Source organism: Pacificitalea manganoxidans (genome assembly GCF_002504165.1).
Taxonomy (GTDB): Bacteria; Pseudomonadota; Alphaproteobacteria; order Rhodobacterales; family Rhodobacteraceae; genus Pacificitalea; species Pacificitalea manganoxidans.
This window is the reverse complement of the sequence record NZ_CP021404.1, coordinates 2103420-2128471: the sequence shown is the minus strand read 5'-3', so window position 1 is coordinate 2128471 and position 25052 is coordinate 2103420. Positions and strand designations below refer to the sequence as shown.

The window sequence follows — 25052 nt, the reverse complement described above, 5'->3', positions numbered from 1 at the left end:
GGCTACTCCGCGTCCGGGGTGGAAAGGGCCTGCGTCAGCGCGCGCGCGATCAGGGTGCGCGGCGCGGTGATGCGGTAGGCGGCGCTGGCGCGGATGTCGTCGATGGGTGTCAGTTCCGGCAATGGCGTGTCGGCGCAGATCTCAGGCATATCGGCCATTCGTGCGCCCGTCAGCGCCGTCTCCAGCGTCGCAAGCCGCTGCGCCACGGGCGAACAGGCGCCCACGGCCACCGCCGCGCGGGTGATGACCTCCCCCTCCGTCTCGATCAGCACGGCGGTCATCGCGATGGAGATCACCAGATACCTGCGCGCGCCCAGCTTGACGAAGCCTGCGCGCGCGGTGGGACGGTCGGGGATGTGGATGGCGGTGACGATTTCGCCGGGATCGCGCGCGGTGCGCCGCACGCCGGTGATGAACCTCGCGAGAGGCAGCCGCCGCAGCCCGTCACGCCCCGCCAATTCCACTTCCGCATCCAGCGTCAGCAGCGGCGGCACCCCATCGGCGGCGGGGGAGGCATTGCACAGGTTTCCGGCGACGGTCGCGGTGTTCTGGATCTGCACCGAGCCTACTTCCCGCGCGGCGGCCACCAGCCCGGCGAATTGCGGCGGCAGACCAGCGCGGATGATGTCGGTCCATGTCGTCGCCGCCCCGATCCGCCAGTGACCTGCGTCCAGCGCAATGCCGCGCAACCCGGCCACGGCGGTCAGGTCCAGCATGGCATCGGGGGCAGGGCCGTCGCGCAGGGCAGGATAGAGATCCGTCCCCCCGGCCAATATGGGCAGGCCGCGCGCCGCAAGCTCCAGCGCGGCGTCGAGCGTCTGCGGGCGATGCAGGGTCATGGCGAACCTCCTGTCGGCGGGCCATCCGCGAAGGATAGCAGCTGTTGGCGGGCGACGCTTGTTGTTTGGCGCACTTCATTTGTGTGCATACGTCTTGTGCTTAGCCTAGGGAGTCGCCTGAAATTCTGTCAATGCGCTTTGCGACGCGGCGGCAGGAAAAGGCGCTTTCACGTCATTTTGTTTGTATGCATACGATAACGGTCAGCCGATCTGCCTATTTCGCGGGCAGTATCGGCGGGCTGGCGGCGATAGCATCGCCTCGCTGGGCGTGGGGCGGGGGCGGTGATGCCTAAAATTTGGTCGTATTTTTCGTTCAGCGCCTCGCGACCTGCGGCGATCATCGAAACGATTGACAGAACGCCGACTCATATGCGTTCGTATACAAACAAACCCGCAAGGGCGGAGACAGCCAGCGCATCCCGTGCGCCCGTCCGTCATCCGCACCCAACGGAGCATGCGACGTGACCGACACCATCCCGCCTTCGACCGCCCAGCCGCAGCCAGACACCGCGCCCGCGCCCGCGCCCGCCGCCGCGCCCGCCCGTGCGCGCGCCGAGAAGATCCGCTGCGATGCCTGCCCGGTGATGTGCTACATCGCCGAGGGCCGCTCCGGCGCGTGCGACCGCTATGCCAACGAGGATGGGCAATTGGTGCGGCTCGACCCGCTCACCATCATCGAAAATCGCGAAAGCGCGGGCGGCGAGGGGGATCTGGTGCCGTTTCTGGACCGCGAATGGGATGGCGACCTGATCACCGGAGAGGAACATTTCGTCACCGCTGTCGGGGCTGGCACGACCTATCCCGATTATAAGCCCGCGCCCTTCATCGTCGCATCGGAATATCGCGGGGCCGATATGGTCACCATCGTGACTGAGGGCATTTTCAGCTATTGCGGCGCCAAGGTGAAAATCGACACCGACCGGCATCTGGGCCCCGAATGCGCCCCGGTGCGGGTGGATGGCGAACCCATCGGCCATGTCACCACGTCCGAATATGGCAGTCAGATGCTGTCGCTCGGCGGGGTGCATCACCTCACCGGCGGCTCGAAGAAAGAAGGCCGCATCACCTGTGCGTCGCTGCTGGCGCTGTGCAATGGCGCGGCGATCGACGTCACCATCGACGGCGGCGCGGATCTGACCATCGCGGCGGGGCAGGCGCCCATCGTCAACGGCCAGCGCGAAGAACGCATGCGGGTCGGTTGCGGCTCCGCCACCGTGGGGATGTTCGCCGCGCAGTGGCAGGGGCTGGTGGACGAGGTGGTGGTGGTCGATGACCACATCACTGGCGTCATGTCCGAGCATCAGGCGGGCAAGGTCATCGGATGGGAGCCGACCGGCATCAAGATCCTTGGCCGCCGCTCCACGCCCGGACGCTATTTTCAGGTGGCCGAGCCCGGCACCGGCTGGGGCGGCACCGATCTGACCGATCCGCTGACCATCCTTGGCGACTGGAACCCGAAACAGGCGCGTCCGGGCATGACGCTGCTGATGGTGTCGACCACGGGCGAGAACGCCGCCTATTACGAGCTGAACGACGACCTGATCCCGGTGCAGCAGGATATGCCCGACCGGCTGCGCCCCTCCGTTGCGCGGATCGAGGAGAATTGCGAACCGGCGCTGACCTCGGTGCTGTTCATGGCGGGGGCAGGCGGCTCGCTGCGCTCCGGCGTGACCGAAAATCCGGTGCGGTTGACCCGGTCGGTGCAATCGGCCCTGACCCGCGTGACAGTGGGCGGCGCGCCGGTGCTGATGTGGCCCGGCGGTGGCATCACCTTCATGGCCGATGTGACGCAGATGCCGAAAAACGCCTTTGGCTATGTGCCGACGCCTGCATTGGTCGCGCCCATCGAATTCACCATGTCCGCAGCCGATTACGCCGCGCTTGGCGGGCATATGGATTATGTCGTTCCGCTGGCGGAGGCGCTGAAGGGCATGCCGGGGCGTCAGTCCGACCATGTGCTGTCGGGGCGTCGCACGGTGGCCCGGCAGCAGCGCGCGCCTTGGCCGGTCGAGGGCGGCACCCCGCGCACGCCCAAGGTCGCCGAATGAACGGCCCTGCCGCCTTCGTGGAGGCGCCGCGCGCGCTGCGCTCCCGCGATGGGCGGCGCTTGCGGCTGCTGCACGGTCCGATTGACGCGATCTTCGTGGCCGATGGGCCGGAGGCGGCGGTGCGGGCCGCTCAGCGCCGGGTCGCCACGGCATTTCGCGATGTGCTGACCCCGCTGGCGCAGGAATTGCCGCGCCTGCGGACGGCCACAGGCCCAATGCCCATGGGACCGATTGCGCAGGCGATGGTGCGCGCGACGGCCCGGTTCCTGTTCGTGACGCCGATGGCCGCCGTGGCGGGGGCGGTCGCCGATCACCTGCTGGCCGCCGCGCTCAGCCCCGATCACGGGCTGACGCGAGCCCATGTGAACAATGGCGGCGATATCGCGCTATGGCTGGACCGGGGGCAGGGCTTTGACGTGGCGATTTGCGAAGATCCCGCACAGCCCCGCGCCGGCGGTATGGCGCGCATCGCCCATGGCAGCGGCATCGGTGGCGTTGCCACATCCGGCTGGCAGGGGCGGTCGCATTCCCTGGGCATCGCCGATGCGGTGACGGTGCTGGCACGGGACGCGGCCCATGCGGATGCCGCCGCAACCCTGATCGCCAATGCCGTCGATCTGCCCGGTCATCCCGCGATCACCCGTGTGCCCGCGCATCTGCTGTCGCCCGACAGTGATCTGGGCGCGCGAGCCGTCACCACCGCCGTCGGGCCCTTGGCGGCGCAGGACATCGCCTGCGCGCTGGCTGCCGGGCTGGAGCAGGCGCGCGCCATGCGCGGCGCCGGGCTTATCGTCGATGCCTGTCTTGCGCTGGCGGGCGAACGGCGCATGCTGAGCGACATTCATGAGGAGGAGCTATCCCTTGCCTGAGATCGTGCTGCGGAAATCCGCGATCATCACCGAAACCACCTTCCACGAGGGCGGTCCCGCGCCGGAGGTGCCGCTGCGCCGCGCCGCCGCGATGTCGGTGATCGCCAACCCCTATGCCGGGCGCTACCACGCGGAGATCGCCCCCTTCATGGAGGATCTGAAGCCGCTGGGCGTCCAGATGGCCAAGGATCTGATCGACGCGCTCGGCGGCGATGCGGGCGCGATCGAAGGCTACGGCAAGGGCGCGATCATCGGCACCAATGGCGAGCTGGAACACGGCGCGCTGTGGCATGTGCCCGGCGGCTATGCGATGCGCGAATTGATGCCCGCCTCTGCCGCCATCGTGCCGTCGACCAAGAAGATCGGCGGCCCCGGCACCCGGCTCGACGTGCCGCTGACCCATGCCAACGCGTCCTATGTGCGGTCGCATTTCGACGCGATGGAGGTCGGCCTGCCCGATGGTCCGAAGGCCGATGAATTGCTGCTGGTGCTGGTCATGTCGACCGGCTCGCGCATCCATGCCCGCGTCGGCGGTCTCAAATCCTCCGAGGTCGAGGGCAAGGACGGGCTGCGCTGATGCGCGCGGCGGCGGAGATGGGCGCACGGGCGCGCGATCTGGGCATCAGGAAACTGGTCACGCAGGTCGAGCGGACGGAACGCGAAATGGGGCAGGCGGTCACCCCGCCCGCCATCCGCGCGCTGGCCGCTGCCGTCATCGCCAACCCGTTCGCCGGACGTTTCGAGCCGGACCTGACGCCGCTGATCGACACCGGCGCGGCGCTGGGGGAGGTGCTGGCCCGCGCGGCGCTCGACGCGCTGGGATGCGCACCGGAGGCAGTGCAGGGCTATGGCAAATCCGCAATGGTGGGCGAAGACGGCGAATGGGAACATGCCGCCGCGCTGCTGCACCCGTCGATGGGCGCGCCTTTGCGGGCGGTGATCGGTGGCGGGCGCGCGCTGATCCCCTCGACCAAGCGGATGGGAGGTCCGGGGCAGGTGCTCGATCTGCCCTTGGGCCACAAAGACGCGGCCTATGTGCGGTCGCATTTCGACGGGATGGAGGTGCGGATGTCCGACGCCCCGCGCGCGGGCGAAATCCTCGTCGCTGTGGGGCTGTCGCTGACCGGGCGGCCCTTGGCGCGCGTGGGCGGCCTGCGACACGATGAGATCACCGGCGAGGATGGATTGCGCTAGCCGCGCCTGTCCCGCCTTTGCCTTTCCCAGCAGTCACAGTCACCAAGGAGATCCGCCGCCCCAGCCGACACTGACCGCACCTTACGCAGGGTGCACCCGGCGCTTCCGTTTCAAGCGGGCCGCTGCCATACATCGATCGGGATCAACCCGGCATGCAAAGACCAGACCAACAGGAGACACATCTCATGAAGAAGCTACGCATACTGGCTGCCGCCGGTGCCGCCGCCGCGGCGCTGTCCGTTGCGGCCCCCGCAGCGTTTGCCCAAGCCGCCGAGGGCGAGCCGGTGAAGATCGGGGAAATCAATCATTTCAAACGTCTGGCGGCTTTTGCTGATCCTTACCGTAAAGGGATCGAACTTGCCGTGGACGAAATCAACGCCGAGGGCGGCGTGATGGGACGGCCGCTGGAATTCATCTTCCGCGACGATCAGGGCGATCCGGGCGAAGCGGTGAAAATCGCCGAGGAACTGATGACCCGCGAAGGCGCGGTGATGCTGACCGGCTCGATCCTGTCGAATGTCGGGCTCGCCATCAGCTCCTTCGCCGCCGAGAAGGGCTATCTCTACCTCGCGTCCGAGCCGCTGGCCGATACGCTGATCTGGTCCTCGGGCAATCCCTACACCTACCGGCTGCGCACCTCGACATGGGTGCAGGCGGCGATGCTGGCGGAAGAGGCGGCCAAGACCGATGCCGTCACCTATGCCACCATCGCGCCCAACTATGCCTATGGCACCGATGCGGTCGCGGCCTTCAAGGAAAACCTCAAGCGGCTGAAGCCCGAGGTCGAATTCGTCGCCGAACAGTGGCCTGCGCTGTTCAACATCGATGCCGGGGCCGAGGTGCAGGCCATCGAGCGTGCCAAGCCCGACGCCATTTTCAACGTCACCTTCGGCACCGATTTGGCGAAATTCGTCCGTCAGGGCACTGATCGCGGTCTGTTCGACGGGCGCGACGTCTATGGCCTGCTGACCGGCGAGCCGGAATACCTCGATCCGCTGGGCGAAGAAGCTCCGGTCGGTTGGTATGTCACGGGCTATCCCTGGTATGATCTGGGCGACGACAATGGCGGCGCATTCGTCGCGGCCTATCAGGACGCCACGGGCGAAGACCCCAAGCTGGGCTCGCTGGTGGGCTACATGACCGCGCAGACCGTGGGTGCGCTCATCAATGCCGCCGGGTCCACCGACACCGATGCGCTGCTGGCCGCGTTCGAGGATCTCGACGTGCCGGGAACGCCCGTGGGCGACATCTCCTACCGGGCGATCGACAACCAGTCGACGCTGGGGGCCTATGTCGGCACCATCGACCTGCGCGATGGCAAAGGCGTGATGGTTGACTGGGAATATAAGGAGCCCGGCAGCTACATGCCCACCGACGCCGAAGTGTCGGACATGCGCCCGGCGGAATAAGCCAGCCCCGGCATGGACCGGGGGCGCGGATCACAGGCGGCGCGTCCATCACGCGCCGCCCTTCCGGCCCGGCCCCCGGCACGCATGATGCCCCGCCCGCAAGATGCCCCGCCCGCGAGATCCGACCGCCGTTCCTGACCCCGGCCCGGCAGCGCCCGCTGCGCCAAGGCCTGCGTCACCCGGACCCGATGCATCGCGCGGCGCGGAACCTGCCCGCCCTGACAGACGAGATCCCTCCCGATGGCATTCTTTTTCGCACAGCTCCTGACCGGGCTCGCCAATGCGGCTGCGCTGTTCCTCGTGGCCTCCGGCCTGTCGCTGATCTTCGGCGTCACCCGGATCGTCAATTTCGCGCATGGCTCTTTCTACATGCTCGGTGCCTATATCGGCATCACCTTCATGGATGTGCTGCCCGGCCATGTCGGCTTCTGGGGCGCGATCCTGTTGTCGGGTCTGGCGGTCGGGCTGATCGGCGCACTGGTCGAAATCGTGGTGCTGCGCCCGATCTACAAGGCGCCGGAGCTGTTCCAGCTTGTCGCCACATTCGGCGTGATCCTCGTCATTCAGGATCTGGCGCTGATGATTTTCGGCGCGGAGGATAAGCTCGGTCCCCGCGCGCCTGGCCTGCGTGGCGTCTGGCGAATCTTTGGCGAGCCGATCCCGAAATACGATATCGTCCTCATTGCCATCACTCCGGTGATCCTGCTGGCGCTTTGGTGGCTCATCACCCGCACCCGGCTGGGCGTTCTGGTCCGCGCGGCGACGCAGGACCGCGAGATGGTCGGCGCGCTCGGCGTCAATCAGGCGTGGCTCTTCACTGGGGTCTTCGCGCTTGGCTCCGCGCTGGCGGGTCTGGGCGGCGCGATCCAGCTGCCCAAGGGCGGCGCTGATTTGTTGATGGATTTCAATATCATCGGCTCGGTCTTTGTCGTCGTGGTGATCGGTGGGATGGGCTCGTTGCCCGGTGCGTTCATCGCGGCGGTGCTGATCTCTGTGCTCAATGTGTTCGGCGTGGCCTACCTGCCGCAATCGACGCTGGTGCTGATGTTCGTGGTGATGGCGATCGTGCTCATCATCCGCCCCTACGGCCTGCTGGGCCGCGAGGAGGTTGCGGGCGAACACGGGCAGGTTGGCCGCCCCGAAGAACCCATTCGCCCCTACGGGCTGACCGGGCGGCTGGTGATCGCGGCGCTGCTGGCGGCGCTGGCGCTGCTGCCACTCATCGCCGAGCCCTTCGTTCTGATCCTGCTGACCGACATCATCATATTCGCCCTGTTCGCGGCCTCGCTGCATTTCATCCTCGGCACCGGCGGGCTGGTGAGTTTCGGCCATGCCGCATTCTTTGGGGGCGGGGCCTATGCGGCGGCGCTGCTGGTCTACTGGACCGACACGCCGATGGAACTGGCGTTCCTCTTTGCGCCGCTCGCCGCCGGGCTGCTGGCGCTGATGATCGGCTGGTTCTGCATCCGGCTGTCGGGGGTCTATTTCGCGATGCTGACGCTGGCCTTCAGCCAATTGGTCTGGTCGCTGGCGTTTCAGTGGCGGCAGGTCACGCGCGGCGATGACGGGCTGATCAACATCTGGCCCGCCGACTGGCTGTCGGGAACCACGACCTATTACCTGTTCACGCTGATCATCGGGGCAGGCGGCATCATCGCGCTGCGGCATGTCATCCACGCGCCGTTCGGCTACGCCCTGCGCGCCGGGCGCGACAGCCCGCGTCAGGCCGAAGCAATGGGCATCGACGTCAAGAAGGTGCAGTTCATGGCCTTCGCGCTGGCAGGCGTGATGGCCGGTCTGGCGGGCGGGCTCTTCGTCTTTGCCAAGGGCTCGATCTTCCCCAACGAGCTGGAGATCGAGAAAAGCTTCGACGCGTTGATCGTGGTCTTCCTTGGCGGGGTGAAAACGCTTGCGGGCGGGGTCGTTGGCGCGACCTTCCTCGCCACGGTGGAGGATTGGCTGACGCGGCTGGAATACTGGCGTCTGATCCTTGGCGTCGTCATCATCGCCGTGGTGATCCTCTTCCCCGAAGGCATCGTCGGCACCACCCGCCGCGTCGCGGCGCGGGTCGGGCTTATTAAATCGCGCGAGGAGGCCTGAGATGGACCCTATCCGTGAACCGATCCTGCGGGTCGAGTCTCTGACCAAATCCTATGACGGCTTTCTGGCCGTCAACGACGTCTCCTTTGACGTGGCCCCGGGGGAGTTGAAGGCGCTGATCGGCCCGAATGGCGCAGGCAAATCGACCTGCTTCAACATGCTGATGGGGCAGTTGAAGCCGACACGCGGCACCGTGACCTTCGACGGGCGCGCGATCACCGGGCTGAAGCCCCGGCAGATCTGGCGTCTGGGGGTGGGGCGCACGTTCCAGATAACCGGCACCTATCAGTCCATGTCGGTGATCGAGAATGTGCAGATGGCGCTGATCTCTCACCACCGGCGGATATTTTCGGTGGCCCCTTATGCGTGGAAGCTCTACCGCGACGAGGCGATGGAATTCCTCGCCACCGTGGGGATGGAGGCGCAGGCCGACCGGCCCTGTTCGATCCTCGCCTATGGCGATCTGAAACGGCTGGAACTGGCCATCGCGCTGACCCATCGGCCCCGGCTGCTTTTGATGGACGAACCCACCGCCGGCATGGCGCCCTCCGCCCGGATCGAACTGATGCAACTGACCGCCGATATCGTGCGCGAACAGGGCGTCAGCGTTCTGTTCACCGAACACGACATGGATGTCGTGTTTGCCCATGCCCATCACATCATGGTGCTGAATCGCGGCCAGTTGATCGCCGATGGCGACGCGGCGGCGGTGCGCGCCAATCCACAGGTGCAAGAGGTCTATCTGGGCGGTGGAACATTGTTCAAGGAGGCCGATCATGCTTGAGCTCGAGCGCATCAACAGCTTCTACGGTAAGGCCCATATCCTCAGCGATCTGAGCCTGAAGGTGGAGCGTGGCGAGGTCGTCGCCCTGCTGGGCCGCAATGGTGCGGGCAAGACCACGACGATGAAATCCATCATCCAGCTGGTGCGCCCGCGCACGGGCCGGGTGCTGTTTCAGGGTCGCGATCTGGTCGGGATGCCGGCCTTCCGCGCGGCCAAGGCCGGGGTCGGCTATGTGCCCGAGGAACGGCGGATCTTCGGCGCGCTGACGGTTCTGGAAAATCTGGAAGTGGGCCGCCAGCCCCGGCGCGATGGCGCGCCCCATTGGACGGTGGAGCAACTGTTCGAGATTTTCCCCAACCTTGCCGAGCGGCGCCGCAATCAGGGGAAGGCCATGTCGGGCGGCGAACAGCAGATGCTGACCATCGCGCGCACGCTGATGGGCAACCCGAACCTGCTGCTGCTCGATGAGCCCTCCGAAGGCATCGCCCCGGTTATCGTCGAACAGATGGCCGCCACCATCCTGAAGCTGAAGGCCGAGGGGCTGACGGTGATGATTTCTGAACAAAACCTCCATTTCGCCCGCGCCGTGGCCGACCGTGCCATCATCATCGAAGGCGGCGAGGTGAAGTTTGACGGCAGTTTCACCCAGCTCGAAGCCAGCCCCGAAATCCGCGATGCCTACCTCGCCGTATAGTCTGTGCAGCCTGTCCGCGGGGCGCCGTGATGCAGATGTTTGCCGACGTCAGAAGCTTTGGCGTATATTCTTGAACTCGCCGGTTTTTTCGGAAACGCTCAAGGTTACAGAACTAGGAGAGTAATTGTGAGCGACGATCCCGAACATCGCGCCCGGACCAGTGCAGAGCATGGGTATGTGCTCGACGACCAAGCGGGCTTTCTGCTGCGCAAAGCCTATCAGCGTAACGCGACAATTTTCGCCGAGGTCGTCTCGGGCGGGTTGACCGCGACCCAGTTTTCCGTGCTCTATCGGCTGGCAGAGGATGGGCCGCTGTCACAGAACCTGCTGGGCCGGTCGGTGGCGATGGACGGCGCGACGACGAAGGGCGTCGTGGACCGGCTGATCGGACGCGGCCTGCTGCGCACCGATCCCGATCCGACCGACCGCCGCCGCCATCTGGTTTCCCTCACCGCCGAAGGCGTCACGTTGGTCAACACGGCGGTGGAGCAGGCCAAGGAAGTCACCGCGCGCACCCTCGACCCGCTGAGCGCGAGCGAGCGGCGCACATTCCTCAAACTGCTCGCAAGGTTGAGCTGAGGGGGGGACGGGGGCTGGCGGGTATCCTGACCCACGGGGGCAAGTATCCAATCGGTTTCGCTCTCTGGACCGGAGGCGACCAGCCTCAGGCCCGCGCCCTCCCTCCCCGCATGGGAGGGCGCTTTGGTGCCGTCATTCGCCGCACAACCCTCGTCCGGGGCTTACGAGATAAAACGCCGACCACGAGCGTCCCGAAGCGCCCACCCGAGGGAGGGCGCTTCTCGCATTACACGGAACCGCTGAGCTTGTTGGGCCGGAGGCGACTAGCCTCAGGCCCGCGCCCTCCCTCCCGCAAGGGAGGGCGCTTTGGTGCCGTCATTCGCCGCACAACCTTCGTCCGGGGCTTACGAGATAAATCGCCGACCACGAGCGTCTCGAAGCGCCCACCCGAGGGAGGGCGCTTCTCGCTTCATGCGTAACGGGCCGAACGGGCTCGCGCCTCCGATCACCCCATCGTCGGGATCGTGAACTCGCCGCCTTCCTTGATGCCCGAGGGCCAGCGGGAGGTCACGGTCTTGGTCCGGGTGTAGAAGCGGAACGCGTCCGGCCCGTGCTGGTTGAGGTCGCCGAAGGAGGATTTCTTCCACCCGCCGAACGTGTGATAGGCCAGCGGCACCGGGATCGGCACGTTGATGCCCACCATGCCCACATTGACCCGCGCCGCGAAATCGCGCGCCGCGTCGCCGTCGCGGGTAAAGATCGCGGTGCCATTGCCCATCTCGTGATCCATCGCGTAACCCAGCGCTTCCTCGTAGGTCTTGGCGCGCACGGTCGACAGCACGGGACCAAAGATCTCCTGCTGGTAGATGTCCATGTCCGGGGTCACGCGGTCGAACAGATGCGGACCTACAAAGAACCCGTCCTCATAGCCTTGCAGCGCGAAATTGCGCCCGTCGACGACCAGTTCCGCGCCCTGATCGATGCCCGATTGCACCAGCCCCAGGATCTTGTCGCGCGCCTGCGCCGTGACGACGGGGCCGTAATCCACATCGGTCCCGGCGGTGTAGGGGCCGACCTTCAGCGCCTCGATCCGGGGCACCAGCTTCTCGATCAGGCGGTCTGCGGTGTCCTCGCCCACCGGCACCGCGACCGAAATCGCCATGCAGCGTTCACCCGCCGCGCCATAGCCCGCGCCCACCAGCGCATCAGCGGCCTGATCCATATCGGCGTCGGGCATGACGATCATGTGGTTCTTGGCGCCGCCGAAACATTGCACCCGCTTGCCCGCCGCACAGCCGCGCGCGTAGATATATTGCGCAATGGGCGTGGAGCCGACAAAGCCCACCGCCGCGATCGTCTCGTTGTCGAGGATCGCATCCACCGCTTCCTTGTCGCCATTAACGACCTGAAGCAGCCCGTCGGGCAGACCGGCCTCCTGCAACAGCTCCGCCAGCATCAGCGGCACCGACGGATCGCGCTCGGACGGTTTCAGGATAAAGGCGTTGCCGCAGACCAGCGCAGGCGCCATTTTCCACAGCGGGATCATGGCGGGGAAGTTGAACGGCGTGATGCCCGCCGCCACGCCCACCGGCTGACGCATGGAATACATATCGATGCCCGGCCCGGCGGCGTCGGTGAATTCGCCCTTCAGCAGATGCGGCGCGCCGATGCAGAATTCGACAACCTCCAGCCCGCGCTGCACGTCGCCCTTCGCGTCGGGCAGGGTCTTGCCATGTTCGCGCGACAGGGCCTCGGCCAGCTTGTCCATATCGCGGTTCAGCAACTCGACGAATTTCATCATCACGCGGGCGCGGCGCTGCGGGTTGGTGGCCCCCCAAGCAGGCTGCGCGGCGGCGGCTTCGGCCACGGCAGCGTCAAGTTCGGATTGGCTGGCCAGCGGCACACGGGCCTGCACCTCGCCGGTGGCGGGGTTCATCACATCGGCAAAGCGGCCCGACGTGCCTTTGACGTGACGACCGCCGATCCAGTGGGACAGCTCTTCCATTTTCTTGACCTCCGTAGGGGATGCATAGTTGCGGCCATATTATCCTTGCAACTTTGCAGGGAGAACCGGCAATGATCCAAAGTGGTTTTGCATAAATGGGGGTGCGCACATGCGGGCATCGTGGGACGACCTGCGCATTTTCCTGTCCGTGGCGCGGGGCGGCAGCCTGTCGGCGGCGGGGGCGGGGCTGGGCATGGACCCGGCCACGGTGGGGCGGCGCATCGCCCGGCTGGAGGAGGCGCTCACCGCGCCGCTTTTCGTAAAGTCCCCGCAGGGCTACGCGCTCAGCGGCGCGGGGGAGCGTCTGCTACCTCATGCGCAGGCCGCCGAGCAGGCCGCATTGGCCGCCGAGGATGCGGTGCGCGGGCAGGGGGAGCGCCTGTCCGGCGTGATCCGGGTGGGCGCACCGGATGGCTGCGCCAACTTCCTGCTGCCACAGGTGCTTAGCCGCATTGGTGCCGCTCATCCCGAACTGGAATTGCAGATCGTCGCCCTGCCGCGCGTGTTCAACCTGAACCGGCGCGAGGCCGACATGGCCATCGGTGTGTCCGCCCCCACCGCCGGGCGCGTCACGGTGCAGAAGATCGCGGATTACCGCCTGCATCTGGCCGCCAGCCGCGTCTATCTCGACCACGCGCCGCCGCTGGCCACGCTTGACGATGTGAAAAACCACAGGATCATCGGCTACATCCCGGACATGATTTTCGACAAGGAATTGGACTACCTGTCAGAAATCGGCGTCTCCCGCGTTGATCTGGCGTCGAATTCCGTGTCGGTGCAATTCAACTGGGCGCGGCAGGGCGCGGGGCTGGCGATGGTGCATGGTTTTGCCATGCCTGCCGGGCCGGAACTGATCCCGGTGCTGCCCCGCGACAGCACCCTGACGCGCAGTTTCTGGCTCATCCGGCACGCCGATGATCGCCGGGTGCACCGGATGTCGCGGATCGCCGCGCTCATGGTGGGCGAGATCCGGGCGGAGTTGGAGCGGCTCGAAGGTGCCGCTTGACAGCAGGCCAGCCGCCCCGCCACGCTGACCCTGACACATATATAAATGGCACGGGAGGGCCGCGCATGCTCGTTCACCAGATTCTCAAATCCAAAGGTATCGATTCCGTGATCACGGTGGAGCCCGGCTCCAGCGTCGCCGACGCCGCCCGTATCCTCAGCGAGAAGCGGATCGGCACGGTGGTCATCTCCGCCGATGGGCGCCACGCAGAAGGCATCCTGTCCGAACGCGACATTGTCCGCGAAGTGGGCCGCCGCGGCCCCGACTGCCTGAGCGACACCGTCGATCAGATGATGACCCGCAATCCCCATACCTGTGCCCGTGACGAAAGCGCGGATTCGGTGCTGGAGCGCATGACCGAAGGCCGCTTCCGCCACCTGCCGGTGGTCGAGAACGGCGAAATGGTCGGGCTGATCACGCTGGGCGACGTGGTCAAGGCGCGCCTGTCCGAACTGGCGATGGAGAAAACCGCGCTCGAAGGCATGATCATGGGGCATTGAGCGGGCAGCCGGGCGGGCGGAGCACGGCGCGACCGACTGCGCGCGAAGAAGGTGCCGGGCTGCGAGAGCCGCCCGCCATTCACGTTAACCTGCCTCGCCGGGCCATCGAAGCCTCCGAACCTCCCACCCCCGCCCGCGAACAAGGCCGAAGGCCGCGCGGGTGAGCGCCTGCCCGTCCCCACGGGCTGGCGCTTTACCACCTCACGCTGACCTCGGAGCGGGGAGGGGTATGGCCGGGATAAAGCGCACCGCCCAGCCGCTACAGCGCCACCCCACGGGCAGGCTCACGTTGCACTTACTACACAACGTAGATGGGGCGCACTGCTCCGACCTAAGCACCCCCGCCCGCGAACAAGGCGAAGCCGCGCGGGCGAGCGCCTGCCCGCCCCCACGGGCTGGCGCTTTGTTATCTCACGCTGACCTCGGAGCGGGGAGGGGTGTGGCCGGGATAAAGCGCACCGCCCAGCCGCCACAGCGCCACCCCACGGGCAGGCTCACGTTGCACCTAGCCTCTCGACGTCCCGCAACCTTCGACCTAAGCGCAACCGCCCGCGAACAAGGCGAAACCGCGCGGGCGAGCGCCTGCCCGTCCCCACGGGCTGGCGCTTTGCCACCTCCCGCTGACCTCGGACCGGGGAGGGGTGTGGCCCGGATAAAGCACACCGCCCAGCCGCCACAGCGCCACCCCACGGGCAGGCTCACCTTGCGCCATCACCAGACGCGTGGCGGAGCCTGCGACGCGACCGGGCCCTAATCACGCCGCACGCTCCAGACCTCACCGCGCCCGTCCGCGCTCCAGAAAGGCCAGCCGCTCGAACAGTTGCACATCCTGTTCGTTCTTCAGCAGCGCGCCGTGCAGCTTTGGCAGCGCATTGGCCGCGTCGCGTTTCAGATCCTCGGCGCTCAGATCCTCCGCCAAGAGCAGCTTCAACCAGTCCAGCACCTCGGATGTCGACGGCTTCTTCTTCAGCCCCGGCGTTTCGCGAATTTCATAGAATCGGGTCAGCGCCGCTGTCAGAAGCGCCGGTTTCAGGCCGGGGAAATGCACCTCGACGATACGGCGCAGAACGTCCTCGTCGGGAAATCCGATATAATGGAAAAAGCACCGGCGCAAAAACGCATCCGGCAATTCCTTTTCATTGTTCGATGTGATGATGACGACCGGCCGCTGGCGGGCGCGCACCGTTTCGCCGGTCTCGTAGACATGGAATTCCATCCGGTCGAGTTCCTGCAGCAGATCGTTGGGAAACTCGATATCGGCCTTGTCGACCTCGTCGATCAGCAACACGCAGCGCGACGGCGCCGCAAACGCCTCCCACAGCTTGCCGCGCCGGATGTAATTGCTCACATCCGCCACCCGTTCATCGCCCAGCTGGCTGTCGCGCAGGCGGCTCACGGCGTCATATTCATATAGGCCTTGCTGCGCGCGCGTCGTGGACTTCACATGCCATTCGATCAGCGGCAGATCCAGCGCCTGCGCCACCTGCCGCGCCAGTTCCGTCTTGCCGGTGCCGGGCTCGCCCTTGACCAGCAGGGGACGCTCCAGCGTTACCGCCGCATTGACCGCCACGCTCAGGTCGGGTGCCGCGACATAGCTTTCGGTGCCGGTGAATTTCATTCGATATATCCGTTTCTTGCCGGGGTGGGTTCATGCGATCACATTTGGCTTTTCCCGACACTGACCCGGCTTTTTGTCAGTGACAAGCCGGGTCTCGTGGAGTAAGACCGGCCCAAGGGGTGCCGGATGTCTGAACAGGTCCACGAACAGATCCCGGCCTGCAAAAGGGGAGCAGGTATGAAACAGGAACAATTTCTGCCCGACGACTATCGTCCCGCCGAGGATGAGCCGTTCATGAATGATCGGCAGCTCGAATATTTCCGCCGAAAACTCATCGCCTGGAAGAACGACCTGCTTGCCGACAGCCGTGACACGATCGAGGGGCTTCAGGACGGCACGCGCAACATTCCCGACGTCGCCGACCGCGCGTCCGAGGAAACGGATCGCGCGCTGGAATTGCGCACACGCGACCGGCAGCGCAAACTGGTGTCCAAGATCGACGCCGCCCTGCGCCGCATCGACGACGGTGAATACGGCTATTGCGACGTGACCGGGGAACCGATCTCGCTCAAGCGGCTGGATGCCCGTCCCATCGCCACCATGAGCCTTGAGGCGCAGGAACGTCACGAGCGCCGCGAGAAGGTCCACCGCGACGATTGATCCACGCCACGGCGGGTTCGGCCCCTTTAGCGGGTCAGCTCGTGTGAGCGCATATGATATTGCGAAAGATGCCGGGGGTTCTGCCCTCGGCTTTTTTTTGTGCGCGGGGCAGGGGTTAGGGCTGTTGCTTCATCCATGCCGTGCCTGCGCGGCGGCGCTTGCGGGTTGCGCGCAGGGGCGGTCCTGCGCTACCGCAGCGAGCAGCCGCGGACCCGGACAGCCGGTGCACGGGCGCTGCACCATGCGGGGGAACCGATGAGCCTGATCGGACAGAAGGTAACGGTGCTGGGCGCCGGGATCGCGGGGCTGGCGGTGGCGCGGGCCTTGGCGATGCGCGGCGCGCGGGTGCAGGTGCTGGAACAGGCCGAGGCGATCTCGGAAGTGGGCGCGGGCATTCAGATTTCCCCCAATGGCGCGGCAGTGATCGAGGCGCTGGGTCTGCGGCAGGCCTTGGCGCGGGTGGCTCTGCGCGCCGATGCCGTCAGGCTTAACGATCATTTCGGCGCGCCTGTGATCACATTGCCCATCGGCGGCGGCGGCGTGCAGTTGCTGCATCGCGCCGATCTGATCGCCGTGCTGGCCGAAGGCGCGCGGGAGGCGGGGGTCGAATTGCGGCTGCTTCAGCGGATCGAGCGGGTCGATCTGGATCGCGATGTGCCCCGGCTCGTCACCGCGACGGGCGCCTGCGCCGACGCGCCGCTGTTGATCGGCGCCGATGGCATCAACTCGCCCCTGCGCGCGGCGCTGAACGACAGCGCGACACCTGAATTTTCCGGTATGGTCGCATGGCGCGCGCTGGTGCCCTGCACCCCGGATCGCGCACCGCCGCCGATGCCGCAGGTCTTTATGGGGCCGGGGCGGCATCTGGTGGCCTATCCCCTGCGCGGCGGGCGGCAGATCAATCTGGTGGGGGTAGAAGAACGCCACACCCCACAAGATGCCAGTTGGTCCCAGCCGGGCGATCCCGACACTTTCCGCGCGGCGTTTCGTCAGTTCGGTGATCCGGTGCGCGGCTGGCTGCGCGAGGTCGAGCAGGTCATGCTGTGGGGGCTTTATCGCCAGCCGGTCGCGGACCGCTGGTTCGGTCCGCCGCAATGCCCCGGCGCGGTGCTGGTGGGGGATGCCGCCCATCCCACGCTGCCGTTTCTGGCGCAGGGCGCGAACCTCGCGTTGGAGGATGCGTGGACGCTTGCCCGCTGTTTGAGCGAAGTCGACACCCCCGCCAGCGCGATGGCGCTTTACCAATCCCTGCGCGCCCCCCGGGTGCGCCGGGTCGTGGCCGCCGCCACCGCCAATGCGCGCAACTACCACCTGTCCAATCCCTTGGTGCGGGGCATTGCCCATGCCGGGCTGCGCGGGCTTGATCGCGTGGCGCGCGACAGGATGGCAGCGCGCTATGCCTGGATTTACGACCATGACGTGACCGACGGGCCGCTGGCCGCGCGGTAGGGGGCTGGTTCGCCGCTGTCCCGGCGCGGTCGGCTCCGCGCATCTGATATGGTGTTTCGCGGCGCACGGGACTATAGCGGCAGAGGACGGGGGCGTGGCCCCCAGCACGCTTAGAACCGGGACGGCAGCGCATGGCGGTAGGCATTTTCGATAGTGGTCTTGGCGGGTTGACGGTGCTTGACGCTTGCGAGCGGCGCTTGCCGGATCTGCCGCTGGTCTATCTTGGCGACAATCTCAACGCGCCTTACGGCGTCCGCGACGCCGACGATATCTATAACCTGACGACCGCCGGGGTCGCCCGGCTGTTCGATGCGGGCTGCGATCTGGTGATCCTTGCGTGTAACACCGCCTCCGCTGCCGCGCTGCGCCGGATGCAGGAATCGTGGATCCCCGAAGGCAAGCGCGTGCTTGGCGTGTTCGTTCCGCTGATCGAGGCGCTGACCGAACGCCAGTGGGGCGACAATTCCCCCCCGCGCGAGGTTGCGGTGGAACATGTCGCGCTGTTCGCCACCCCCGCCACGGTCGCAAGCCGCGCGTTCCAGCGTGAACTGGCCTTCCGCGCCATCGGCGTGGATGTCGAGGCGCAGGCCTGCGGCGGTGTTGTCGACGCGATCGAGGACGGCGATATGATCCTTGCCGAGGCCTTGGTGCGCAGCCATGTCGACGCGCTGAAGCGCAAGATGCCCAAGCCGCAAGCCGCCGTGCTGGGCTGCACCCATTATCCGCTGGTCGAAGCCGTGTTCCGCGATGCGCTCGGTGCCGATGTGTCGGTCTATTCGCAGCCCGATCTGGTTGCCGCGTCGCTGGCCGATTATCTGACCCGGCGCCCTGAGATGCGCGGTGCAGGCGAGGAACGTATTTTCCTGACCACCGGCGATCCGCGCAAAGTGTCCGACAAGGCCACACAATTCCTGCGACGCCGGATCGACTTTACCGCCGCCTGACGCGGGCTGACGCGGGCCCTTTGGCGGGGTCCGCGTCGCCGCGCGCGCCGTGCCGCCTGCGCCCGCGATGACGCAAACGCGACCTTCTGCGCGTTGCGCGACGGGGCCCAACCACCCTATCTTGTCACGAACCTCGGGACACATAAGCACCATGACCTACAATATCGCCATTCTGGGCGCGTCCGGCTATACCGGCGCGGAACTGGTCCGGATCATCGCCACCCATCCGTCGATGCGGATCGCCGCGCTTTCGGCGGATCGCAAGGCCGGGATGGCCATGCGCGACGTGTTTCCTCATCTCGCGCATCTCGATCTGCCCGATCTCGTCCGGATTGAAGAGCTTGATTTTGCGACCATTGATCTGGTGTTCTGCGCGCTGCCGCATGCGACCTCGCAGGCCGTCATTCGCGACTTGCCCCGCGATCTGAAAATCGTCGATCTGTCCGCGGATTTCCGGCTGCGCGATGCCGCCGCCTATGAGAAATGGTATGGGAAGCCGCACGCCGCGCCGGAATTGCAGCGCGAAGCCGTCTATGGCCTGACCGAATTCTACCGCGACGCGCTGAAATCGGCGCGGCTCATTGCGGGCACCGGCTGCAACGCCGCGACCGGGCTTTATTCGCTGCTGCCTGCGATCCGCGCCGGTGTGATCGGCCTTGATGACATCATCATCGATATGAAATGCGCCGTGTCCGGGGCAGGGCGGTCGTTGAAGGAAAACCTGCTCCATGCGGAATTGTCCGAGGGCTATCACCCCTATGCCGCAGGCGGCACGCACCGGCATCTGGGGGAGTTCGATCAGGAATTCAGCCTTGCCGCCGGGCGTCCCGTTGCGGTGCAGTTCACGCCGACGCTGATGCCCGCCAACCGTGGTATCCTGTCGGCCAGCTATGTCTCGGGCGATGCGCAGGCGATCCATGACGCCATGCGCGCGGCCTATGCGGATGAGCCGTTTTTGCATGTTCTGCCGATGGGGCAGGTGCCGTCGACCCGCCATGTGCGCGGCTCGAACTTCGTGCATCTGGGCGTGGTGGCGGAGCGCGCCGAAGGCCGCGCCACGATCTATGCCGCGCTCGACAATCTGACCAAGGGCAGCTCCGGGCAGGCGGTGCAGAATGCCAATCTTGCTCTGGGTGAGGTCGAGACCGCTGGCTTGATGCTGGCGCCCGTCTTCCCGTAACCGCGACAAAGGAGCCGGGCCATGCAGGGTCTCAAAAAGAAGCGCCGCGTGCAGATCATCCTCCTGACCATCGTGGCGTTGGTCGTGGCGACGATCATGATCGGCATCGCGATGAAGGACGGCATCAATTACTTCCGCTCGCCCTCGGAAGTGGTCGACGCGCCGCCGGGCCCGAACGAGACCTTCCGCATCGGCGGGCTGGTCGAGGACGGCTCGTTGGAGCGCGGCGCGGGCGAAAGCGTACGCTTCGCCGTCACCGACGGCGCGGCCTCGGTCCCGGTGGTGTTCCGCGGCATTCTGCCGGATCTGTTCGGCGAAGGGCAGGGCATGGTCGGCACCGGCAGCTATGTCGGCGGCACGTTCGAGGCGACCGAGATCCTCGCCAAGCATGATGAAAGCTACATGCCGAAAGAGGTCGTGGACGCCTTGAAGGAACAAGGCGTCTACGTCGAGCCGGAAAGCTGACGGGAGAGCCGGGGCAGGCCGCCCACGCCACCCCACCCTCGCAGACCCGCGCCGGGCACATTTGCCCCCACGCGTTGCCAAACAGCCTCGGACATCAACACCCCCGCCCGCGAACAAGGCCGAAGGCCGCGCGGGCGAGCGCCTGCCCGTCCCCACGGGCAGGCTACCGTCGTGCTGAGCACCTCCGCTCTCGAACAAGCCCGAAGGGCGCGAGAGCGAGCGCCTGCCCGCCCCCACGGGCTGGCGCTTTTTTCACCTCACGCTGACCTCCGGGCGGGGAGGAACACCGCACCATAAAGCGCACCGCTCAACCGTTTCAGCGCCACCCCACGGGCAGGCTCCCGTTGCGCCCGATATGCGAAGCCTTCCGCGAACCCCGCCGCACCAAACCCCACCCGCCGCGCGGCAGGCGGCGAAGTCTCAACCCGCCCGCAACCGGTCCCTTTCGCGGGCGAGCCAGGCGGCGGTGATGAGCAGGGGCGCTGTGTTGGCTTCGCCTGAGCCGATCAAATCCATCAGCCGCGCAAAGCTGATGACATGGGTGCGGATATCCTCCGTCTCTCCCAGGAGGCCATGCACGCCCATCGCGCTTTCCGGCAGGTCGGCAAGGGCCACGTAGCTATACAGGTATTCGCTCTTGGCGCCGGGCGAGGGGTAGTAGCGCGCGACCTCGTGCAGCGTGCCCAGCTCCAATCCGGCCTCCTCCAGTGCTTCGCGGCGGGCGCAGTCCTCGGGCGTCTCACCGGGATCGACCCGGCCCGCGACGGGCTCCAGCACCATCGGGTTGCGGTCGCCGCGCGCAAACGGGCCGGCGCGGAACTGCTCGACCAGCAGCACGCAATCGCGCACCGGATCATAGGGCAGCACCGTGGCCGCGTCACCGGACACGAAAACCGCGCGGTCCATCTCGATCTCGCCGCCGCCGTCATGGCGCGGCACCGACAGGCGGTATTCCTCGACGGCAAAGAAATCGGCGTAAGGCAGGCGGTCGTCCAGCACCGTCACATCCGGCGCGTCCCCGCGCAGGGTGGCGACCGGCGCCTGTGCCTGAGCGTTCAGCCGGGCCTGCGCGCGGGTGCGGATGGCATGGAATCGCCCGGCCATCTGCGCCGCATCGACCTGCCCGTAATGCCGCATCGCTTCCGCAGCGGCGGCGATCTCCAGCTTGGCATGCCGGTCGAGCCAGCTGTCGTGATGATAGGCCGCGCCCGGATGCCAGCGCGCGTCGCGGGGCAGATAGGTCAGGGTCGCCGCCGCGCCTTCGTCGGTCTCCACCTCGACCCGCTGCGGGGCAAAGCCGAAGCCGGTCATGAAATAATCCAGCCGGGCCAGTTGCGGCGCGGTCAGCCCGCTGACCAAAACGCCCTCGGTCACCGCGTCCGGTTCGGCCACGGCGACGGGGAAGCTTTGCCCCTTGGCCCATGCCAGCCGAAATCCTGCCAGCCGCGCATGGACCAACCCGGCGCGCGGACCATCGGGGTCGCGGGTGGGATCTTCGCCCAGAACAAGGTTCAGAAGCGGCAGATGCCGCAGCGTGCCGTAGAAGAAATACGATGACATGAGGGATCAATCGAACCTGTGTGACGCCCATTCGGCAAGAAGCCCGGCCAGCATCCCGCCGACCAGTAGGGTCACCATGACCTGCCAGTCGGTCACCAGCAACAGCCCGTAGTCATACATCAGCCCGAACACCGCCGCGACGGCCTCGGTCGGGCCGTCATAGCGCATCGCCATCGAATGCCCGATCATCTCCGCGCTGCACCAGACAAGCAGCGCCCAGAATAGGGCCGTGGCCGCCGTGCGAATGCCCGATTCCAGCGCCTTGCCATAGCCGCGCTTGACCAAGCGTCCCATGATCAGCCAGCCGCACAGCGCCCCGATCCCGGCGTTGATTATGAGAAACGACAGGTCGGTGCGCCCGTTGGGCAGCAGCCGCACGAACAGATCTGAGGCAAGGTAGCACAGCGCGGCAAAGGCCAGCGCGGCAACAAGACGGGAAGCGGTCGGCATGGTCGTGGTCCTGCAAGGTGGCGCAAACCCGCGCCCCCCGGCGCGGGCGTCACGGCCTCAGGCGCTGCGGGTCACGGTGATCTGCGTTACATCACAGTTACCGGACATAAATGTGGCGGCACAGCTGGTGAGGTAGAAGTTCCACATTCGCCGAAACCGGTCGTCAAAACCCAGCGCGCGCACCTCGTCCCAGCGGTCGTTGAACGTGTCGTGCCAGCGCCGCAGCGTGGTGGAATAGCTTTCCCCGAACTCGATCGAGCCACGCACCCGCAGGCCCGCTTTCTCGACCTCCTCGCGGAGCACTTTCGGGCTGGGCAGCATGCCGCCGGGAAAGATGTATTTCTGAATGAAGTCAACGCCTTTGCGGTAGATGTCAAACCGGCGATCCTGCACCGTGATGATCTGAAGCGTGGCATGTGCGCCGGGGTTCAGACAGTCGCGCAACTTGGCGAAATAGACCGGCCAGTATTTCTCGCCCACCGCTTCGAACATCTCGATGCTGGCAATGCCGTCATAGCGTCCGGTCTCGTCGCGGTAGTCCTGCATGCGGATCGTCACCCGGTCTTCGAGCCCAAGCCGCCGCATCCGTGCCACGGCATAGTCATGCTGTTCGCGGCTGATGGTCAGGCCGGTCACCCGCAATCCGCGCTCCCGCGCGGCATATTCCGCGAATCCACCCCAGCCACAGCCGATTTCCAGCACATGATCGCCAGGTTTCACGCCCATCTGATCGACCATCGAGGCGTATTTCTGAAGCTGCGCGGCTTCCAGACTTTCCTGCCCGGTGTCGAACTTGGCGGAACTGTAGGTCATCGTGTCATCCAGCCACAGCCCGTAGAACGCATTGCCCAGATCATAATGGTAGGAGATGTTCTTTTTCGCCTGACGCTTCGAGTTGGAATTCAGCCAGAACCGCATCCGCTCATAGGCCCGCACCAGCCCCATTCCGGGGAAGCCGTCGAACACCGCGTCGTTGTCGGCATGGACATAATCCATGAACGCTTGCAGGTCCGGCGTGCTCCACCACCCTTCGACATAGGCTTCGCAGAACCCCAGATCGCCCTCGCGGATCAGCCGGGCGAAGCAGTCGGGATTGTGGATCGTGACATGGGCGACGGGACCGGGCCGCGCGGCCTCGGCGCGAAAGACCCGCCCGTCCGGCAGCTCCAGATCCAGACGCCCGGTATTGGATTTCCGGGCCTGGTCGAACACGGTGGCGAAATAGCGGGGCAGGTTGGCCTCCCCCGCGGTGCTGGTCCTGATCGTCATGGCTCTCCCTTTTGAGCAAAAGGTTAAGCTTTTATGACGTTGTGACAAGCCGCTTCGGATCACTCGGTGCGAAGGCGACCTTGCGTCAACGCGGTTTCAGAAATCCCGGTTCTCATAGGCCTCCAGCGCGCGGGCGCGGCCCTCCTCGTGGCTCACCACCGGCTCGGGGTAGGGATCGTCGGGCGACAGGCCCCACGCGCGCGGGATCGCGTCGAAATAGGCCAGCGCCGTTGCGGGGGGGCGGGACTGTCCCTCGGCGACCCATGCGGTCACATAACTGCCATCGGGGTCGAATTTCTCGGCTTGGGTATAGGGATTATAGACGCGGAAATAGGGCGCGGCATCCGGCCCCGACCCGGCGGTCCATTGCCAGCCCAGCGCGTTGGACGCGGGATCCCAGTCGATCAGACAATCGGCGAACCATTCCTGCCCGATGCGCCAGTGGACCATGCAATGCTTGCACAGATAGGACGCGACGATCATCCGCGCGCGGTTGTGCATGCGCCCGGTCACATACATCTCGCGCAGCGCGGCATCCACGATCGGGACGCCGGTGCGGGCCTGTTCCCATGCGCGCACCTCGCGCAGGCGGCGGTCCTCCTTCCACGGAAAACTGTCCCATTTTTCGCGCCAGTTATCGCTCAGCAGGCGCGGCGTATGGTACATCAGGTGATAGGCGAACTCGCGCCAGACCAATTCCTTTAGATAGATCTCGACGCCCTTGCCCTGACCCGCGCCCTTCGCGCCGTGCCACAGGGTGCGCGGGCCGATCTCGCCATAGCTCAGCGGCTCGGACATCTCGGACGTGCCGCGCGCGTCCATCCGGTCCCGGCCTTTGGCATAATCGGCAATCGTGTCACGCAGAAAGCACTTGAACTTGTCGCGGGCCGCGGCCTCGCCCACGGTGGCATGGGCTGCGACCACAGCCGCGCCTTGCCGCATCGCCGCGCCCATCTCCCAATCGTCCAGCGCGTCGCTATCGGGCCAGCGATCCGGCGCGCGCAGATGACTTGGCGCGCGCAGCGGCTCCGGCACATCGCGGTCCTTCACCATGTTCCACATCGGTGTATAGACCTTGTAAAAGCCGCCCTGCTTGGTCTCCACCGTCCACGGCTCGAACAGCAGATGGCCGGGGTGGCTTTCGACCTCGATGCCATCGCTCTCCAACGCGGCCTTCACGTCGCTGTCGCGCTCGATGCTGTCGGGGGCGTAGGCGCGCTGCCACATGATGCAATCGGCGCCGGTCTCGTCGATCAGGTCGCGCAACACCTGCAATGGCTCGCCCTGTCGCAAAATCAGGCGCGAGCCTTTCTCCGCCAAGGCCTCCGCGAACACCCGCAGCCCTTCGCCCAGCCGCCAGCGCGGTGCCGCGCCCAGACCACCTGCCTCCCGGTCGTGGACGAAAACCGGGATCACCGCGCCGCCATTCGCCCGGGCCCGCTCCAGCGCCGCATGCAGCCCCGGATGGTCGGCCAGTCGCAAATCGCGGCGAAACCAGAACAGAACGGGCTTGGCGGGGGTGTCGGACATGGGGCGGCGCTCCTTCGATC

At 66.3% G+C, this 25052-nt stretch carries 23 protein-coding genes; 16 read left to right on the top strand and 7 right to left on the bottom strand.

The annotated features are described in order from the left end of the window. Positions 1–2: 2 nt before the first annotated feature. Positions 3–839: an FAD binding domain-containing protein gene (locus tag CBW24_RS09700; protein ID WP_097373461.1), complete on the bottom strand. Its 837-nt coding sequence runs from the start codon at positions 837–839 to the stop codon at positions 3–5. Positions 840–1423: 584 nt separating this feature from the next. Between CBW24_RS09700 and CBW24_RS09695 the strand changes: the two genes are divergently transcribed. From CBW24_RS09695 to CBW24_RS09655, 9 genes are all read left to right on the top strand, one after another. Next, on the top strand, positions 1424–2887 hold the full coding sequence (locus CBW24_RS09695; RefSeq protein ID WP_232530311.1) for a 6-hydroxynicotinate reductase: 1464 nt from the start codon (positions 1424–1426) through the stop codon (positions 2885–2887). Next, positions 2884–3756, top strand: a complete 873-nt coding sequence (locus tag CBW24_RS09690; protein ID WP_198405168.1) for a UPF0280 family protein — start codon at positions 2884–2886, stop codon at positions 3754–3756. The genes CBW24_RS09695 and CBW24_RS09690 overlap by 4 nt, the downstream gene beginning before the upstream one ends. Continuing rightward, positions 3749–4333 (top strand): amino acid synthesis family protein, encoded by a 585-nt coding sequence (locus tag CBW24_RS09685; RefSeq protein WP_088661821.1) that lies wholly within the window; start codon positions 3749–3751, stop codon positions 4331–4333. The genes CBW24_RS09690 and CBW24_RS09685 overlap by 8 nt, the downstream gene beginning before the upstream one ends. Further along, positions 4333–4950, top strand: coding sequence for an amino acid synthesis family protein (locus CBW24_RS09680; RefSeq protein ID WP_232529670.1), 618 nt, complete (start codon positions 4333–4335; stop codon positions 4948–4950). Before CBW24_RS09685 ends, CBW24_RS09680 begins: the two co-directional genes overlap by 1 nt. 185 nt (positions 4951–5135) lie before the next feature. Continuing rightward, positions 5136–6359 (top strand): ABC transporter substrate-binding protein, encoded by a 1224-nt coding sequence (locus CBW24_RS09675; protein WP_088661822.1) that lies wholly within the window; start codon positions 5136–5138, stop codon positions 6357–6359. A 240-nt stretch (positions 6360–6599) separates the two neighbouring features. Continuing rightward, the gene (locus CBW24_RS09670; protein WP_097373460.1) at positions 6600–8459 is read left to right on the top strand and encodes an ABC transporter permease; all 1860 of its coding nucleotides are present in this window, start codon (positions 6600–6602) and stop codon (positions 8457–8459) included. A gap of 1 nt (position 8460) precedes the next feature. After that, the gene (locus CBW24_RS09665) at positions 8461–9243 is read left to right on the top strand and encodes an ABC transporter ATP-binding protein (protein ID WP_088661824.1); all 783 of its coding nucleotides are present in this window, start codon (positions 8461–8463) and stop codon (positions 9241–9243) included. Then, positions 9236–9937, top strand: coding sequence for an ABC transporter ATP-binding protein (locus CBW24_RS09660; protein WP_097373459.1), 702 nt, complete (start codon positions 9236–9238; stop codon positions 9935–9937). Before CBW24_RS09665 ends, CBW24_RS09660 begins: the two co-directional genes overlap by 8 nt. Positions 9938–10063: 126 nt before the next feature. Continuing rightward, positions 10064–10516 (top strand): MarR family winged helix-turn-helix transcriptional regulator, encoded by a 453-nt coding sequence (locus tag CBW24_RS09655; protein WP_088661826.1) that lies wholly within the window; start codon positions 10064–10066, stop codon positions 10514–10516. Positions 10517–10961: 445 nt separating this feature from the next. Here CBW24_RS09655 and CBW24_RS09650 read toward each other — a convergent pair whose 3' ends face one another. Then, complete coding sequence (locus CBW24_RS09650; RefSeq protein ID WP_088661827.1) at positions 10962–12461, bottom strand: CoA-acylating methylmalonate-semialdehyde dehydrogenase; 1500 nt, start codon at positions 12459–12461, stop codon at positions 10962–10964. A 109-nt stretch (positions 12462–12570) separates the two neighbouring features. On the opposite strand from CBW24_RS09650, the gene CBW24_RS09645 reads away from it, so the two are divergent. Next, on the top strand, positions 12571–13467 hold the full coding sequence (locus tag CBW24_RS09645) for a LysR family transcriptional regulator (protein WP_097373458.1): 897 nt from the start codon (positions 12571–12573) through the stop codon (positions 13465–13467). A gap of 65 nt (positions 13468–13532) precedes the next feature. After that, the gene (locus tag CBW24_RS09640) at positions 13533–13967 is read left to right on the top strand and encodes a CBS domain-containing protein (protein ID WP_088661829.1); all 435 of its coding nucleotides are present in this window, start codon (positions 13533–13535) and stop codon (positions 13965–13967) included. A gap of 775 nt (positions 13968–14742) precedes the next feature. On the opposite strand, the gene CBW24_RS09635 is transcribed toward CBW24_RS09640, so the two are convergent. Continuing rightward, complete coding sequence (locus tag CBW24_RS09635) at positions 14743–15585, bottom strand: AAA family ATPase (RefSeq protein WP_088661830.1); 843 nt, start codon at positions 15583–15585, stop codon at positions 14743–14745. A gap of 177 nt (positions 15586–15762) precedes the next feature. Between CBW24_RS09635 and dksA the strand changes: the two genes are divergently transcribed. The 5 genes from dksA (at position 15763) to ccmE (ending at position 20223) form a co-directional block, all read left to right on the top strand. Continuing rightward, positions 15763–16185 carry an RNA polymerase-binding protein DksA gene (gene dksA, locus CBW24_RS09630; RefSeq protein WP_097373457.1) on the top strand — a complete coding sequence of 141 codons (423 nt, stop codon included), beginning with the start codon at positions 15763–15765 and terminating at the stop codon, positions 16183–16185. Between the two features lie 255 nt (positions 16186–16440). Next, positions 16441–17634, top strand: a complete 1194-nt coding sequence (locus CBW24_RS09625; RefSeq protein WP_097373456.1) for an FAD-dependent monooxygenase — start codon at positions 16441–16443, stop codon at positions 17632–17634. A gap of 131 nt (positions 17635–17765) precedes the next feature. Then, positions 17766–18578: a glutamate racemase gene (locus CBW24_RS09620; protein ID WP_088661832.1), complete on the top strand. Its 813-nt coding sequence runs from the start codon at positions 17766–17768 to the stop codon at positions 18576–18578. Positions 18579–18729: 151 nt separating this feature from the next. After that, positions 18730–19758 carry an N-acetyl-gamma-glutamyl-phosphate reductase gene (gene argC, locus CBW24_RS09615; protein ID WP_097373455.1) on the top strand — a complete coding sequence of 343 codons (1029 nt, stop codon included), beginning with the start codon at positions 18730–18732 and terminating at the stop codon, positions 19756–19758. 21 nt (positions 19759–19779) lie between these two features. Then, a complete protein-coding gene (ccmE, locus tag CBW24_RS09610; protein ID WP_097373454.1) occupies positions 19780–20223 on the top strand; it encodes a cytochrome c maturation protein CcmE in 444 nt (147 codons plus the stop codon). A gap of 420 nt (positions 20224–20643) precedes the next feature. On the opposite strand, the gene CBW24_RS18730 is transcribed toward ccmE, so the two are convergent. From CBW24_RS18730 to CBW24_RS09590, 4 genes are all read right to left on the bottom strand, one after another. Next, positions 20644–21783: an NUDIX domain-containing protein gene (locus tag CBW24_RS18730; RefSeq protein ID WP_097373453.1), complete on the bottom strand. Its 1140-nt coding sequence runs from the start codon at positions 21781–21783 to the stop codon at positions 20644–20646. A gap of 6 nt (positions 21784–21789) precedes the next feature. Continuing rightward, positions 21790–22233, bottom strand: coding sequence for a TrgA family protein (locus CBW24_RS09600; protein WP_097373452.1), 444 nt, complete (start codon positions 22231–22233; stop codon positions 21790–21792). Between the two features lie 57 nt (positions 22234–22290). Beyond that, the gene (locus tag CBW24_RS09595; protein ID WP_097373451.1) at positions 22291–23502 is read right to left on the bottom strand and encodes an SAM-dependent methyltransferase; all 1212 of its coding nucleotides are present in this window, start codon (positions 23500–23502) and stop codon (positions 22291–22293) included. Positions 23503–23598: 96 nt separating this feature from the next. After that, positions 23599–25032, bottom strand: coding sequence for a cryptochrome/photolyase family protein (locus tag CBW24_RS09590; protein ID WP_097373450.1), 1434 nt, complete (start codon positions 25030–25032; stop codon positions 23599–23601). Between the last annotated feature and the right edge of the window lie 20 nt (positions 25033–25052).